The organism is Mycobacterium canetti CIPT 140010059 (assembly GCF_000253375.1).
GTDB classification, from domain to species: domain Bacteria; phylum Actinomycetota; class Actinomycetes; order Mycobacteriales; family Mycobacteriaceae; genus Mycobacterium; species Mycobacterium tuberculosis.
The window spans coordinates 3326394-3341992 of the sequence record NC_015848.1 but is presented as its reverse complement, the minus strand read 5'-3'; the positions used below and the strand labels follow the sequence as shown (position 1 = coordinate 3341992).

The following is a 15599-nucleotide window of genomic DNA, read 5'->3' as shown; positions in this document are numbered from 1 at the left end:
CATCACGTTACCGGCCACGCTTGGAGTTGTCGCAGTCGCCGTCGGGGTGTGCTCGCGCTCCGCGGTCTTAGCCAAGTCGCATCTGGCCAGCTCAGCAGGGGGTTGCCGGCTCGCCATGGGTCCACCATCGGACACGGTCGGATGTGATGTGGCGCCGCCCCCGCGGCGGGTCGCCGGCTAACGCAATTAAGGCATTGTGCCCGTCATGCGGGCACCGAAAATAATTGCGGTGCAACGGATGTAGTGCTTCGTGGCGCAGCATCACCGATGACCGCCCCTAACTGGCTTGCGTTACCGAGTGTCGAAATCCGCTGGTCGAACAGCCCTGCAACCTCGCCGAGACTGCCCGAACAACTCCATGCACCTGCGACATGGGGTCATTTGCCCAGGTCCGAGGTGAGACTCGGTCGCGAGCACATGTGCTCGTGTTAGTATTCCAGCGCTACCCGCGGGGGGTCTTGGCGTCGTGTAACACTTGTCTTTGGTGTCGGGATCCGGGTTGGCTCGGATTACTTAAGAGCTGGGAGAGCGGCACCGCGGCCGTTTCATTCCCGGTGTGAAAATTCGCTGATGTCGTCGGGTAACACCGGTTGAGCTGAGACGAGGTTGGAAGAGTATGGAATCACGTGTCACTCCCGTTGCGGTGATCGGGATGGGATGTCGGCTTCCTGGGGGGATCAACTCGCCCGACAAACTGTGGGAGTCGTTGCTGCGCGGTGATGACTTGGTCACCGAGATTCCGCCCGACCGCTGGGACGCCGACGACTATTACGACCCTGAGCCAGGGGTTCCCGGGCGGTCGGTGTCCCGGTGGGGTGGGTTCCTTGACGACGTCGCCGGTTTCGATGCTGAGTTCTTCGGGATTAGCGAGCGGGAAGCGACCTCGATCGATCCGCAGCAGCGGCTACTGCTGGAAACGTCGTGGGAGGCGATCGAGCATGCTGGTCTGGATCCGGCGTCGTTGGCCGGGTCCTCGACGGCCGTTTTTACTGGGCTGACCCACGAGGACTACCTGGTACTCACCACAACGGCGGGCGGTTTGGCCAGTCCATATGTGGTTACCGGCCTCAACAACAGTGTGGCGTCAGGGCGGATCGCGCACACATTGGGTCTACATGGTCCGGCGATGACGTTTGACACCGCGTGTTCTTCGGGTCTGATGGCGGTGCACCTGGCCTGCCGCAGCCTGCATGACGGCGAAGCTGACCTCGCTTTGGCGGGCGGTTGTGCGGTGCTGCTGGAGCCGCATGCCAGTGTGGCGGCGTCTGCGCAGGGCATGCTGTCGTCAACCGGTCGGTGCCATTCATTCGATGCTGACGCGGATGGGTTTGTGCGTTCCGAGGGCTGCGCGATGGTGTTGCTGAAGCGACTGCCGGATGCGCTGCGCGACGGTAATCGGATCTTCGCCGTGGTGCGTGGCACGGCCACCAATCAGGACGGCCGCACGGAGACGCTCACCATGCCGTCCGAGGACGCCCAGGTTGCCGTGTACCGTGCGGCGTTGGCGGCGGCGGGCGTGCAGCCCGAAACGGTCGGTGTGGTCGAGGCGCACGGCACCGGTACGCCAATCGGCGACCCGATTGAGTACCGCAGCCTGGCGCGGGTGTATGGCGCGGGCACCCCCTGCGCGCTTGGATCGGCCAAGAGCAACATGGGGCACAGCACGGCATCGGCGGGGACCGTCGGGCTGATCAAGGCAATTCTGTCACTGCGGCACGGGGTGGTGCCGCCGCTGCTGCATTTCAATCGGCTGCCCGATGAGCTTTCCGACGTCGAGACCGGGCTCTTTGTGCCGCAAGCGGTTACGCCGTGGCCCAACGGTAATGATCACACACCGAAGCGGGTCGCGGTGTCCTCGTTCGGGATGTCCGGGACCAACGTGCATGCCATCGTGGAAGAGGCCCCAGCAGAAGCTTCCGCACCCGAGAGTTCACCGGGCGACGCTGAGGTGGGCCCGCGGCTATTCATGCTGTCGTCCACGTCCAGCGACGCACTGCGCCAGACGGCCCGCCAACTAGCCACCTGGGTGGAAGAACACCAGGACTGCGTGGCGGCCTCGGATCTGGCCTACACGCTGGCGCGTGGCCGCGCGCACCGGCCGGTGCGCACCGCGGTGGTTGCCGCCAACCTGCCGGAGCTCGTCGAGGGTTTGCGCGAGGTGGCCGACGGTGACGCCCTCTATGACGCGGCGGTGGGACACGGTGATCGAGGACCGGTCTGGGTCTTCTCCGGGCAAGGGTCGCAGTGGGCGGCGATGGGCACGCAATTGCTCGCCAGCGAACCAGTGTTCGCGGCCACCATCGCCAAGCTGGAGCCGGTGATCGCCGCAGAATCGGGATTCTCGGTGACCGAGGCGATAACGGCGCAGCAGACCGTGACCGGAATCGACAAAGTGCAGCCGGCAGTGTTCGCCGTTCAGGTCGCGTTGGCCGCCACCATGGAGCAAACCTACGGAGTGCGGCCGGGCGCGGTCGTCGGACACTCGATGGGTGAGTCGGCCGCGGCCGTCGTCGCGGGGGCACTGTCGCTCGAGGACGCGGCGCGCGTCATTTGCCGCCGCTCGAAGCTGATGACCCGCATAGCCGGTGCTGGTGCCATGGGCTCGGTGGAATTGCCCGCCAAGCAAGTGAATTCGGAGCTGATGGCACGCGGAATCGACGATGTTGTGGTCTCGGTGGTGGCGTCCCCGCAATCCACGGTGATCGGCGGTACGAGCGACACCGTTCGTGACCTGATCGCCCGTTGGGAGCAGCGGGACGTGATGGCGCGCGAGGTGGCCGTCGACGTGGCGTCGCACTCGCCTCAAGTCGATCCGATACTCGACGATTTGGCCGCGGCGCTGGCGGACATTGCTCCGATGACGCCCAAGGTGCCGTACTACTCGGCGACCCTGTTCGACCCGCGCGAGCAGCCGGTGTGCGATGGCGCTTACTGGGTGGACAATCTGCGCAACACGGTGCAGTTCGCCGCGGCGGTGCAGGCTGCGATGGAGGACGGCTACCGGGTCTTCGCGGAGCTGTCGCCCCACCCGCTGCTTACCCACGCCGTCGAACAGACGGGCCGAAGCCTCGACATGTCGGTCGCCGCCCTGGCCGGCATGCGGCGAGAGCAGCCGCTGCCGCATGGTCTGCGTGGCTTGCTGACGGAGCTGCACCGCGCGGGCGCCGCTTTGGACTATTCGGCGCTGTATCCCGCTGGGCGGCTGGTGGATGCGCCGCTGCCGGCGTGGACCCACGCCCGCCTATTCATCGACGATGATGGGCAAGAACAGCGGGCACAAGGTGCCTGCACCATCACCGTGCATCCGTTGCTTGGCTCGCATGTGCGGCTGACTGAGGAACCTGAGCGCCACGTCTGGCAGGGCGACGTTGGCACCTCGGTGCTGTCCTGGCTCAGCGATCATCAGGTGCATAACGTTGCCGCCCTTCCCGGCGCCGCCTACTGCGAGATGGCTTTGGCTGCGGCCGCTGAGGTCTTCGGCGAAGCGGCTGAGGTTCGCGACATCGCCTTTGAGCAGATGTTGTTGCTCGACGAGCAGACCCCGATCGACGCCGTCGCATCGATCGACGCGCCTGGTGTCGTCAACTTCACCGTGGAGACCAACCGGGACGGTGAAACCACCCGGCATGCCACCGCGGCGCTGCGCGCCGCCGAAGATGACTGCCCGCCGCCGGGGTACGACATCACCGCTCTGCTGCAGGCGCATCCGCACGCCGTGAACGGGACCGCCATGCGGGAATCGTTCGCCGAGCGTGGTGTTACTTTGGGCGCCGCGTTCGGTGGTCTGACCACCGCGCATACCGCCGAGGCGGGAGCCGCGACGGTGCTGGCCGAGGTCGCGCTGCCCGCGTCGATCCGGTTCCAGCAGGGCGCCTACCGAATCCACCCGGCGCTGCTGGACGCTTGTTTCCAGTCGGTCGGCGCGGGCGTCCAGGCCGGTACGGCCACTGGTGGCCTACTGTTGCCGTTGGGTGTGCGCAGCCTGCGTGCCTACGGGCCTACCCGCAATGCCCGCTACTGCTACACGCGGTTGACCAAGGCCTTCAACGACGGGACCCGAGGTGGTGAGGCCGACCTCGACGTGCTGGACGAGCACGGGACCGTCCTGTTGGCCGTGCGTGGGCTACGCATGGGAACCGGGACCTCCGAACGCGACGAGCGTGACCGCCTAGTCAGCGAGCGGCTACTGACCCTCGGATGGCAGCAGCGAGCGCTGCCCGAGGTTGGCGACGGCGAGGCTGGATCGTGGCTATTGATCGACACTTCCAACGCCGTCGACACCCCCGACATGTTGGCTTCCACGTTGACGGACGCGCTGAAGTCCCACGGCCCCCAAGGCACCGAATGCGCCAGCCTGTCCTGGTCGGTCCAGGACACCCCGCCCAACGATCAAGCTGGCCTCGAAAAGCTGGGCAGCCAGCTGCGTGGCCGCGATGGTGTGGTGATCGTGTATGGGCCCCGCGTCGGCGACCCCGATGAGCACAGTCTGCTGGCCGGTCGTGAACAGGTCCGTCACCTGGTTCGGATCACCCGGGAACTGGCTGAATTCGAGGGCGAGCTGCCGCGCTTGTTCGTGGTGACCAGACAAGCCCAGATAGTGAAGCCGCACGACTCGGGAGAAAGAGCCAACCTGGAGCAGGCCGGCCTGCGTGGTCTGCTACGGGTGATCAGCAGTGAACATCCGATGCTGCGCACCACCTTGATCGATGTGGACGAACACACGGACGTTGAGCGGGTGGCCCAGCAGCTGCTGAGCGGATCGGAAGAGGACGAGACGGCCTGGCGGAATGGCGACTGGTATGTGGCCCGCTTGACCCCCAGTCCGCTGGGCCATGAAGAGCGGCGCACCGCGGTCTTGGATCCCGACCACGACGGTATGCGGGTGCAGGTCCGCAGGCCGGGAGACTTGCAAACGTTGGAATTCGTTGCGAGTGACCGAGTTCCGCCCGGCCCCGGGCAAATCGAAGTCGCGGTCAGCATGTCCAGCATCAACTTCGCCGACGTTTTGATCGCGTTTGGACGATTCCCCATTATCGATGACCGCGAGCCGCAGTTGGGTATGGATTTCGTCGGTGTGGTGACTGCGGTCGGGGAAGGTGTCACCGGTCACCAGGTCGGTGATCGTGTTGGCGGTTTCTCCGAAGGTGGCTGTTGGCGGACGTTCCTCACCTGTGACGCCAACCTCGCGGTCACGCTGCCGCCCGGCTTGACCGATGAGCAGGCGATCACGGCGGCCACCGCGCATGCCACCGCCTGGTATGGGCTCAACGACCTGGCTCAGATCAAGGCCGGTGACAAAGTGTTGATTCACTCCGCCACCGGCGGTGTGGGGCAGGCGGCCATATCGATTGCCCGCGCCAAGGGAGCGGAGATTTTCGCGACCGCCGGCAATCCCGCGAAGCGAGCCATGCTGCGCGACATGGGCGTCGAGCATGTCTACGATTCGCGCAGCGTCGAGTTCGCCGAGCAGATCCGGCGCGACACCGACGGGTACGGCGTGGATATCGTGCTGAACTCGCTGACCGGCGCCGCCCAACGTGCGGGGCTGGAGTTGTTGGCCTTCGGCGGACGCTTCGTCGAAATCGGCAAGGCCGACGTTTACGGCAACACCCGGCTGGGGCTGTTCCCGTTCCGTCGCGGACTGACCTTCTACTACTTGGACCTCGCGCTGATGTCGGTCACCCAGCCCGACCGGGTCCGTGAGTTGCTGGCCACGGTGTTCAAGCTCACCGCAGACGGTGTGCTGACCGCACCGCAATGCACTCATTACCCGTTGGCCGAAGCGGCCGACGCCATCCGGGCAATGAGCAACGCCGAGCACACCGGCAAACTCGTGCTCGACGTACCGCGTAGCGGCCGTAGAAGCGTGGCGGTCCCCCCGGAGCAAGCTCCGCTGTACCGCCGCGACGGCTCCTACATCATCACCGGCGGCCTGGGTGGCCTCGGCCTGTTCTTCGCCTCGAAGCTGGCCGCGGCGGGCTGTGGCCGGATCGTGCTGACCGCACGTTCCCAGCCCAACCCCAAAGCGCGGCAGACCATCGAAGGCCTGCGCGCGGCTGGGGCCGACATCGTGGTGGAGTGTGGCAACATCGCCGAACCCGACACGGCGGACCGGCTGGTGAGTGCGGCGACCGCTACCGGGCTTCCGCTGCGCGGTGTGCTGCACTCGGCGGCGGTGGTCGAGGATGCCACGCTGACCAACATCACCGATGAGCTCATCGATCGCGACTGGTCGCCCAAGGTGTTCGGATCCTGGAACCTACACCGCGCCACCCTCGGTCAGCCGCTGGACTGGTTCTGCTTGTTCTCCTCGGGAGCGGCATTGCTCGGCTCGCCGGGTCAGGGCGCCTACGCGGCGGCCAACAGCTGGGTCGACGTCTTCGCGCACTGGCGCCGCGCCCAGGGCCTGCCGGTCAGCGCGATTGCGTGGGGTGCGTGGGGCGAGGTCGGCCGCGCCACGTTCTTGGCCGAGGGGGGCGAAATCATGATCACCCCGGAGGAAGGTGCGTATGCCTTCGAGACGCTCGTGCGCCACGACCGCGCCTACAGCGGTTACATTCCGATCCTCGGGGCGCCATGGCTGGCCGACCTTGTCCGACGCAGCCCGTGGGGTGAAATGTTCGCATCCACTGGGCAGGGGTCAAGGGGCCCAAGCAAATTCCGCATGGAGCTCCTTTCGCTGCCGCAAGATGAATGGGCCGGCCGGCTACGGCGTCTGCTGGTTGAGCAGGCCAGTGTGATCCTGCGTCGCACGATCGACGCTGACCGCTCATTCATCGAGTACGGCCTGGATTCGCTGGGCATGCTCGAGATGCGTACCCACGTTGAAACCGAGACCGGGATACGCCTGACCCCCAAGGTCATCGCCACAAACAACACCGCCCGCGCTTTGGCCCAGTACTTGGCGGACACGCTGGCCGAGGAGCAAGCGGCGGCACCGGCGGCATCATAGCGGTCGAATTCTGTTGTGCCGCAAGCCTCGTGGTGAGATCATGAGGTGAGCTGCGGGGTAAGGCTTGTCAGCCGCGACCGCAGCTGGGGCGGATATGATGATCGGTTCGGGACGCGAGTGCGTGATCTGGCCGAAGCCCGATCGGCGAGCTGGTTCGTTAGGTCACTCCATGATCCAGCCATACTCCGAGGGAACGGTGCACAGCAGTGAACGTATCGCCTCGAGGGACTTCCCCGGTTCCGCGATGTGCCCATGATGCTCGATGATCAGTTGTCCTGCGTAAACGGCACACGAGTACAGATCGAGGGGGACGCTGATCGAACAATAGAATTGGCCCTTAATGTCTTCGATCTCCAGGCCCGGCGGTGTGCGCATGGTGGGAAATGAAGTGGCGTCCGTGCAGAAGACAAGTGGTGGTAGGCCGGGAGGAGTTCCTTCGAATGCCGTGCCGAAGTGGAGCCCCGACTGCTGAATCACACCATTGGCCAAGTCAGCCCGAAGTGTGGCAACGATATCGCTTGCCAGATCCACGATGTCGGTATTCGGCCCGATCTCAGCGAGGTAGGACGCCGCCCCGAGTAGATTGGTAGCTTCTGTCGGGGCCACTGGGGGAGCTAGAACAAACCGCAGGTCGACGGGGTAAACGTAGGGAATCGGGACGTGCGGGGTGTTGCGCAGCTGCCACTCGGTCAGCAGGATGGCTGCCGCGACCACGGCGTTAAGGCTGAGGCGATGCTCGCGGCCGAACGCCATGAGGTCCGATGTCTGCTGCTTGGAAAGCCAGAGTCGGGTGACCGGAACAGCTTGGGGCAGCCCAGGATGCGCGAGGACCGCCGGCGTCTCGGTGGCAGGGATCTCATAGGCATACATCACCGACATAAAACGTTCAGCTCCCGAAAGCCCTTGCTTCCTGATACCCCGCTGTGCCAGCACAGCCTCCATTGACAGCGGCGTGGGCTGCGGGGTTATCGGGCCGGGGTCACCGGTAGTGACCGCGTCGGTGTAGCGGGAGAACAGCTCGTCGACGAGAACGGCCCCGTGATGACCATCGGCCATGCAGTGATGGAGGTATAGCGTCAGCTCGGCTCCTCCTTCGCGGAGGATCAGCTGCAGATGCAATAGGGACACGCTCTGGTCGAGCCGTAGTTCGGCGTTTCCCGACGGTGACCCGTTGGTGGCGGCCGTGCCGTCGATGACACAGATTCCAGAGTGCAGCAGGTCGTCGGCAACGAGATTCCAACCGCCGTCGGAGCTTTGCTCAAGGTGGCTGGCCAGGACTGGGTGGGTTTCCAAGAGGGCGTCGAAGGCATCCGACAGCGCATCGACATCGATAACACCGCGCAGCTGGATTGTCATGGAAGTAAAAACCTCGTACTGCGCGAAGACTTCCTCGCTGTGCGACAGCTTTCGGATCACAGATCCGGGAAACATCTCAACACTCCCAACTCGTCACGGCATCCCGGGCCAGCGGTGCTGGTCAATGCGTGCTGGCCCGTCGGTAGCCAATGGCCAAGGGTACGGCGCATACGACGCAGATACCCGCGGTCCACACCAGCATCCCGATCATCGGAGAGAGGACCGGACCACCCATTGCAAAACCGCGCATCGCCGCGATGGCGTAGCTCACCGGCTGATGGGCGACGAACGGCTGAATCCAGCCTGGATACGAGTTGAGCGGCACCAAACCCGTGGAGAAGAAGATCGCGATTGCTTGCACCAGCTCGACGCCTTCGACAACAACGGTTTGTGCTGTGTAAAGCGCGACGGTAGTGACCATAGCCGCGATTGCGATGCCCAGTATCACCGGGACACTAATCCACATGAGGCTCGGGATCAGGCCTTGTCGAAACCGGAAACCCAATACCACCCCAGTACCTAGCATCACTAAAGTGGTGACCAGAGTCCGAATCGCGTTTGCCAGGATTCGAGAGATCAGGCCCGATGCTCGGTGCACGGGCAGCACCCACAGTCGGGCAAGCAGTCCGAAGGAGCGCTCGCGCATCAGGTCTATCGCGACAAAAGTTGACCCAGTGATCGCGGCGCCGAGTGCGATCAGCGGAACAATGCTGTAGAGCCCGCTGTCGTGGGTTACGACATAAGCTAGGTTACCTAGCACAATGTTCAACACCACCATGAAGAGAATCGGTAACACGATCGCTCCGATAACGGTGATATAGTCACGTGCCCATCGAGTTAGCAACCGGTTGGTCTGCAAAAGGGTCTGCGCAACGAACAGCCGAGCAGCGTTTTGCGAGCCTGGCAAACGTGTGGGTGCAAGCTCGATTTCCTGACTTGTCGTCGTGATCATGGCCGCCTAGCCAAAACAATGGTGGATGAAAGCGCCAGGATCACCACGAAAGCGAACAACCACGTCAACGTCGGAGCCATCACAGGCCAACTCACCTGTGAGGCTGTCTTGGTGGTATCTCCGGCCAATGCCCGCAGCGCCGCGACGAACTGGGAGATCGGCTGGTTGCGAACAAATGGATGGATCCAGTGCGGAAACAGCTTTAACGGCATGAGACCAATGGACAGCAGTCCGAAGATCAAAATGGGCAAGCTCAGCAGCGGCAGCATCGCGTCTGGGTTCCTGGTAACGGTGCCAACCAGGTCAGCGGCGAATGACAGCACCGCCCCGATCGCGATAACCAGTAGGCAAAAACCGACGATATAGAGGGCCCCGCGATGAAAACGGAATCCGATGACGTAGCCGCAAACTAGCGATATCACCAAACCCGTGAAGCATCGGTCCACAGCCACCCACACGCGGGCAAGCAGTGGCGTCAACGGGGCCATCGGCATGGACTGAAACCGACGATTGACGCCTAGCAGCGAATCGGTTGCGGCTCGAAAGCCCGACCCGATCGCGGCGAACGAGACCGCCTGCAGTGTGACCAACGGCGTGATGTATTGCCCTAAGTTGCTGGCGACGCCCGAGCTGGCGCCACCCACAAATTGGTTCCACGGTATGGCGAACGGGATATAGAAGCCCACCATGAAAATTATCGGCGCGCCCACCGTGGTGAGTACTTCACCGTTGAGTAGGCTCGGCGCGGCGAAACGCCGATAGAGCACCCACATCTGTCGCCCGGTCGATAAGCGTCGCTGCTGAATGCTCGCGCTTGACTGGTTGAAGGTCAGGGCGGGGCTCGCATCTATGGCCGGGCCGCTCATCGCGCGGACCCCGACACCAGATGGGTCAGAGACTCGGTGGGATCGGTCGTCATGGCCAGGAATACGTCGTCGAGTGACGGTCGGCGCAGCGCAATATCGGCTAGCTCGATCCTCGCCTCGTCGATCCGGCGCGCTGCCTCGACGAGCATACGTATGCCGTCAGGCGCCGGCATCGTAATGCGGTCTGAGTCGGGCGTCAGCATCGCCCTGTGGTGCTCGGGCAACAGCGAACCGAGCGCCGCGACGATAGCGTCCAGATCCTTCAGATCGCGGGGCACTATTTCGCAGAAGGTGTCGCCGGCGCGGTGCTTGAGTTCATTCGCGGTGCCTTCGGCGATGATTATGCCGTGATCGATCAGGATGATGCGGTCACTGAGCGCATCCGCCTCCTCGAGATACTGCGTGGTCAACAACGTGGCAATGCCCAGCTTCTTGAAGCTGGCCACCAGATCCCAAATAGCTTGCCGGCTCCTGGGATCGAGCCCGGTGGTGGGCTCGTCTAAGAACGCCACCTGGGGTTGGACCACCAATCCGCACGCGATGTCTATTCGTCGGCGCATTCCGCCGGAGTAGGTGCCCACCCGCCTCTTTCCGGCATGTACGAGGCTGAATTGCTCGAGCAGTTCGGCGGCGCGTTTGCGCGCCGCGGACTTGCTCAGTCCCCACAGACGACCAAACAACACCAGGTTCTGCTCACCGGAAAGCGCGTCGTCGACGGCCACCTGCTGCCCGGTGACCATGATCGAGCGGCGTACACCGGCCGGTTCGGAAACAACATCGTAGCCAGCGATGATCGCCGAGCCGGCATCCGGTCGGGTCAGCGTCGACAAGATGTCCACCATGGTCGTCTTGCCGGCCCCGTTGGGGCCCAGCAGCCCGATCACTTCACCGCGGCGCACCTTGAAACTCACGTCATCGAGGGCCACAATCTTGCCCTTGCCGTAGGTCTTGCGAACCCCGTTAACCACCACCGCCATGTCGTCGTTGCGCATCCGATCCTCCTCAGCCGGCATCCATGCTCGACAGGTCCACCAGAGCGCCCGCCTCGGGTTCCCCGACTATCTCGCTGTCGTCGTGCTCTGTGTGCTCGGCCGCGATGGCCTCCTGGATCAGCGCGCTGAGGGCCAGCGGGAAGGTCCGCTCCAGCGCTTCTGCCGTTGCCGCCGGGATCCGGCGGGTGTCGTACCACCAATCGAGATGCAGTGAGCCACCAAACCGATACACCCGAAGTTCGATGGCGTGGCCCATCCCTGGGATCGGTTCGCGCACCGGAAGCGTCATGTCCGAGTCGAACTGTACTGGAGCATCGCCGGACGGTAGCTCGGGGATCACGCCCGCATACCGGAAGTGAATGTCGGGTGTGCGCTGAGCGCCCAGGACACGTCCGGTCGGGGCGTAAACGTAGCGCAGCAGCCCGTATCCAATTCCGTAGTGCGGAACGGACTTAAGAGTGTTGTGCACCGCGTCCAGCTGCGCAAGCGCGCCCAGCCCTGTTGCGCATGCCAGCGGTACCGGGTAGTACGTCGTGAACCAGCCGACCGTTCTGCGCAGGTCGACATCCGGCCGCAGCACCGAGCGGCCCTCGCCTTCGAGCTCCACGGCGACCACACCCTCACCTACCGTCTGAGCTATTGTGCGGCCGAGGGCGGCAAGCAGGATCGTCTGAATCGACCGGCGGAACCTGCGCCGGCCGTCGTCCAGCTCGGATGTCTGCTCGACGCTTAGCGTGCTCGACAACTTGGTGAGCTCGTCGGCGCGGGGCGGATGGGCGGTATCCGCGTTGGGAAGGGCATCGGCCAGCCACAAAGTCGCCTTGGTCGAATTCTCGATCCAGTACGAGCGAGTGTCCAGCGCCGCCGGATGCGTCGCGAGGGCCGCGCAACGCAGTGACCATTCCCGCCACCCCGTGCTGACCGGTTCCAGCGTGATCTCCTCGCCTGCCAGCCGTTGTCCAAACGCGGTGACGATGTCGGTCGCCAGGATCTGGCGCGATGAGTCGTCGGTGACCATCGCATGTATGGCAAGGCACAGATAGTGCGGACCGCCGTGCGCGGCGGCGATATGAACGGCAGCCAGCGGCGCGTTCGGATCCGTTTGATCCTCAAGGAGTTCGGCCAGGATGCCCAAGACCGCGGCCCGTTCCTCGGGGCTGCCTGCAGCCACGCCGTCGGGCACCGACCGGTTGGAAAGCCCGGTGAATTCTGCGGGTGCCGCGATGTGCTGCTCCCATATCCCATCGTTGCCGACCAGGTGCAGGCGCAATGCGTCGTGGTGGTTGACCACTGCGGTCAGCACCGCTCGAATATCCGGTAGCCCGATCTTGGGATCCAGGCGCAGGATCAGCGGGACACGACAGCGGCCGGTGTCGCGCAATCCGCGGTCGAGGAAGTACGTGACGTTGGGTGGAACCGCCGGGTTCGCCTGTGCCTCCGGGGGCTTCGCCAACCCGCTGGACGCGAACGACGCGTCGACGGCGGCCGTCAGCGAGGCCAGGGTCGGGTATTCGTACAGATCCTGCGGCGTGATGGTCAGACCCTCGTTGGCGGCGGCCATCGCGATGCTGATCGCCATCAAAGAATCGCCGCCGAGGTCGAAGAAATTGGCGTTCCGATCGACCGAGCTGACGCCGAGGCACTGTGACCAGATGCGTTGCAGCGTAACCTCGGTCTGCGACTCTCCGTTGCGGGCTGCATCGACGGTGGCGGCCGTGGAACCATCCGCAGTGCCGGCCGGTGAGCCGTTGTTTGCGCCGGGAGCCTGCGCCCAAACCGTGTGGTTAGGTTCGACCCAATGCCGTTGACGGGCAAATGGATAACCCGGCAGGGAAACGAGGTGCGGCACCGCCGGACGCCGCGGCGTCCAGTCGACCTCGACTCCGGCAGACCAGAGTTCGCCCAGCGCGCGCAGAAAAGTGTCGCGGTCGTCCACGTCTTGCAGTGGGTGGCGCATAAGCCGAACGGTGCGGTGCGTGGTCGACCACTTCGGGTGGCGCATAGCCGAACCGGTCAGGCTGCCGCCCGGACCAACCTCGACCAGGATTCGACTTGGAGCTGCCAGCACCACGTCCAGCTCGTCGGCGAACCTGATGGGGGAGCTGATTTGACGCGTCCAGCTGGCGGGATCGACTACTTGCTGGTCGGACATCCAGCTACCGGTGAGGTTGCTCAGCAGCGGTGTGCGTGAAGGACGTAGCTGTTGACGGGACAGGAATTCTTGGAATTGGCCCAGCATGGGATCCATCGCGCTGGTATGGAACGCGTGGGTTGCCCGGACGCGGCGAACGGGAATCCCTGCCTCGGTAAGACGTTGGCGCAGTGCACGGATCTGGTCTTTGGGCCCGGCGACCACACAGTTACCAGGATCGTTTACCGCGGACAGCTCGACCCCCGGTGGCAGGTACTGCGTGACGTCATCGGGGCCAAGAGCCACCGCGACCATGGCACCGGGCGGCGACTCATGCATAAGGCGGGCGCGCAGCGACACCGTTTTGATCGCTGTCTGCAGGTCGAATACGCCGGCCAGGGTGGCCGCGATGTATTCGCCGGTGCTGTATCCGATGTACGCCCCGGCGCGCACGCCGAAAGTGTCGACCAACTTCGCGAGCGCGTATTCCACCGTGAACAACGCCGGTTGCGAACGGTCAATGCGCTCAAGATCTGTTGCGGTCCCGTCGAACACTTCGGCATGCAAGTCGATGCCTGTCTCGTCGCGGAATCCGGCGGCGCAGGTGTCGAAGTGTTGGGCGAAGACCGGCTCGGTGTCATAGAGCCCTTTTGCCATTCCGACGTGCTGAGCGCCCTGTCCGGGAAACAGGAAAACGACGCGATCCGACGTGGGTGCGGCGTCGGCGCGATCGCCATGCTCCCCATCGTGGGCGGCTTCGCCAACGAAAACGTTGTCGTGCTCGGCCGCCCGCAGCACGGTGGCCGCGTGCTCGCGGTCGTGCACGACGGCGGCCATCGTGACGTTGTGCTTGCGGCGCCGGGCGAGCGTGTAGGCCACGTCGGACAGGCGCGGGCCGTCTTGCGTTTCTAGCGCCGCGGCCAGGGCGGTCCGCGACTCGCCGAGCGCCGCGGCCGTTTGCGCCGAGAGCAGGATTACCTGAGGGCCAGCCGGCTCGGCGTGCGCTGAAACCTCCGGTGCTTCTGCTGGCGCCTCCTCCAAGACGACGTGCGCGTTGGTACCCCCGACCCCGAACGAACTCACCCCGGCGCGACGAACGCCGTCGCACTCCCAGGGGCCGTACTTGCTTTGCACGGCGAACGGACTTTGGTCCAAGCGCAGTTCCGGGTTCGGGCTGGTGTAGTGCAGCGTCGCGGGTAGTGCCTTGTTCTTTAGGCACAGGATCGTTTTGATCAGACCCGCGATGCCGGCAGCGACTTCCAGGTGGCCGATGTTCGACTTGACCGACCCCAGAACACAAGGGGCCGAACGGCTCGTCTGCGACACCTCGAACGCCGCTCGCAGGCCCTGGATTTCGATAGGATCACCGAGCGGGGTGCCGGTTCCGTGGCACTCGACATAGCTCACGGTCGACGAATCGATGCCGGACACCGCATGGGCTTCGGCGATGACATCGGCTTGAGCGGCCGGGTTGGGCGCCGCATACCCCATCTTCGCCGATCCGTCGTTGTTGATCGCCGATCCGCGGATGACGGCGTGAATCCGGTCTCCGGCGTCGATGGCGGCCGCCAGCGGCTTGAGCACCACCAACCCGACACCGCTGCCGAAGACCGTGCCGTCGGCCCGCACGTCGAAGGGCCGACAGTGGCCCACCGCCGACACCATCGATCCCGGTGAGGTGAAGTAGCCGACACGGTGCGGGATGCATAGCGACGACCCGCCGGCCAACGCCATGTCGCATTCGCCGGATAGCAGGCTCAGGCAGGCCAGATGCACCGCTACCAGCGACGATGAACACGCGGTTTGCACTGCGATGCTCGGCCCGCGCAGGTTGAACGCGTGCGAAATCCGGGTTGCCAGAAAGTCCTTGTCATTCTGCAAGAACAGGCTGAACTGGTCGAAGTTGAGGCCCTCGGCCAACACAGCGTTCGGGTCGCGATGCGACAGCAGGTTGTGCAGCAGATAGCCGCTGGGGGAGCTGGTTCCGTATACGCCGATCGAGCCGTCGAACCGTGCGGGGTCAGCGCCCGCGTCCTCGAGCGCATGCCATGCACACTGCAGGAACAACCGGTGTTGGGGATCCAGCACCTGCGCGGCCAGCGGCGGGAACCCGAAGAAGCCGGCGTCGAACTCGTCGATCCCGTCAAGAAGCGGGGCGCGACGCACATACGCCGGATCGGCCAGCGTCTTGTCGCTGACGCCGGCGTCGCGCAGCTCCTGTTCGGACAGGGTGACGATCGACTCCTTACCGCGCCGAAGGTTGCTCCAGAACGCCGAAACATCCTTGGCGCCCGGAAATCGGCCGGCCATGCCGACCACCGCGATCGCGTTCTCGGGGATGCTCACAGGT

At 64.5% G+C, this 15599-nt stretch carries 6 protein-coding genes; 1 reads left to right on the top strand and 5 read right to left on the bottom strand.

The window, feature by feature from the left end; all coding sequences use genetic code 11:
- The first annotated feature begins 616 nt into the window (after nucleotides 1-616).
- Entirely contained in the window at nucleotides 617-6952 is a 6336-nt protein-coding gene (mas, locus tag MCAN_RS15565; protein WP_014001497.1) for a mycocerosate synthase, read from the top strand.
- Between the two features lie 162 nt (nucleotides 6953-7114).
- Here mas and MCAN_RS15560 read toward each other — a convergent pair whose 3' ends face one another.
- Genes MCAN_RS15560 through ppsE form a run of 5 tightly spaced genes read right to left on the bottom strand, consistent with a single transcriptional unit; the run spans nucleotide 7115 to nucleotide 15595 of the window.
- A complete protein-coding gene (locus MCAN_RS15560; protein ID WP_003414853.1) occupies nucleotides 7115-8383 on the bottom strand; it encodes a phthiocerol/phthiodiolone dimycocerosyl transferase in 1269 nt (422 codons plus the stop codon).
- A 46-nt stretch (nucleotides 8384-8429) separates the two neighbouring features.
- Nucleotides 8430-9260: an ABC transporter permease gene (locus MCAN_RS15555; protein WP_003414851.1), complete on the bottom strand. Its 831-nt coding sequence runs from the start codon at nucleotides 9258-9260 to the stop codon at nucleotides 8430-8432.
- Nucleotides 9257-10126, bottom strand: a complete 870-nt coding sequence (gene drrB, locus MCAN_RS15550) for a daunorubicin ABC transporter permease DrrB (RefSeq protein WP_003414848.1) — start codon at nucleotides 10124-10126, stop codon at nucleotides 9257-9259. The genes MCAN_RS15555 and drrB overlap by 4 nt, the downstream gene beginning before the upstream one ends.
- A complete protein-coding gene (gene drrA / locus MCAN_RS15545; RefSeq protein ID WP_003414846.1) occupies nucleotides 10123-11118 on the bottom strand; it encodes a daunorubicin ABC transporter ATP-binding protein DrrA in 996 nt (331 codons plus the stop codon). The genes drrB and drrA overlap by 4 nt, the downstream gene beginning before the upstream one ends.
- Nucleotides 11119-11128: 10 nt before the next feature.
- Complete coding sequence (gene ppsE / locus MCAN_RS15540) at nucleotides 11129-15595, bottom strand: phthiocerol type I polyketide synthase PpsE (protein WP_014001496.1); 4467 nt, start codon at nucleotides 15593-15595, stop codon at nucleotides 11129-11131.
- Nucleotides 15596-15599 lie beyond the last annotated feature (4 nt).

What these genes read in the sequence shown, in the direction of transcription:
- MCAN_RS15560 (WP_003414853.1), bottom strand. Translation starts at nt 8,383, where the DNA reads ATGTTTCCCGGATCTGTGATCCGAAAGCTGTCGCACAGCGAGGAAGTC.
- mas (WP_014001497.1), top strand. Translation starts at nt 617, where the DNA reads ATGGAATCACGTGTCACTCCCGTTGCGGTGATCGGGATGGGATGTCGG.
- drrB (WP_003414848.1), bottom strand. Translation starts at nt 10,126, where the DNA reads ATGAGCGGCCCGGCCATAGATGCGAGCCCCGCCCTGACCTTCAACCAG.
- MCAN_RS15555 (WP_003414851.1), bottom strand. Translation starts at nt 9,260, where the DNA reads ATGATCACGACGACAAGTCAGGAAATCGAGCTTGCACCCACACGTTTG.
- drrA (WP_003414846.1), bottom strand. Translation starts at nt 11,118, where the DNA reads ATGCGCAACGACGACATGGCGGTGGTGGTTAACGGGGTTCGCAAGACC.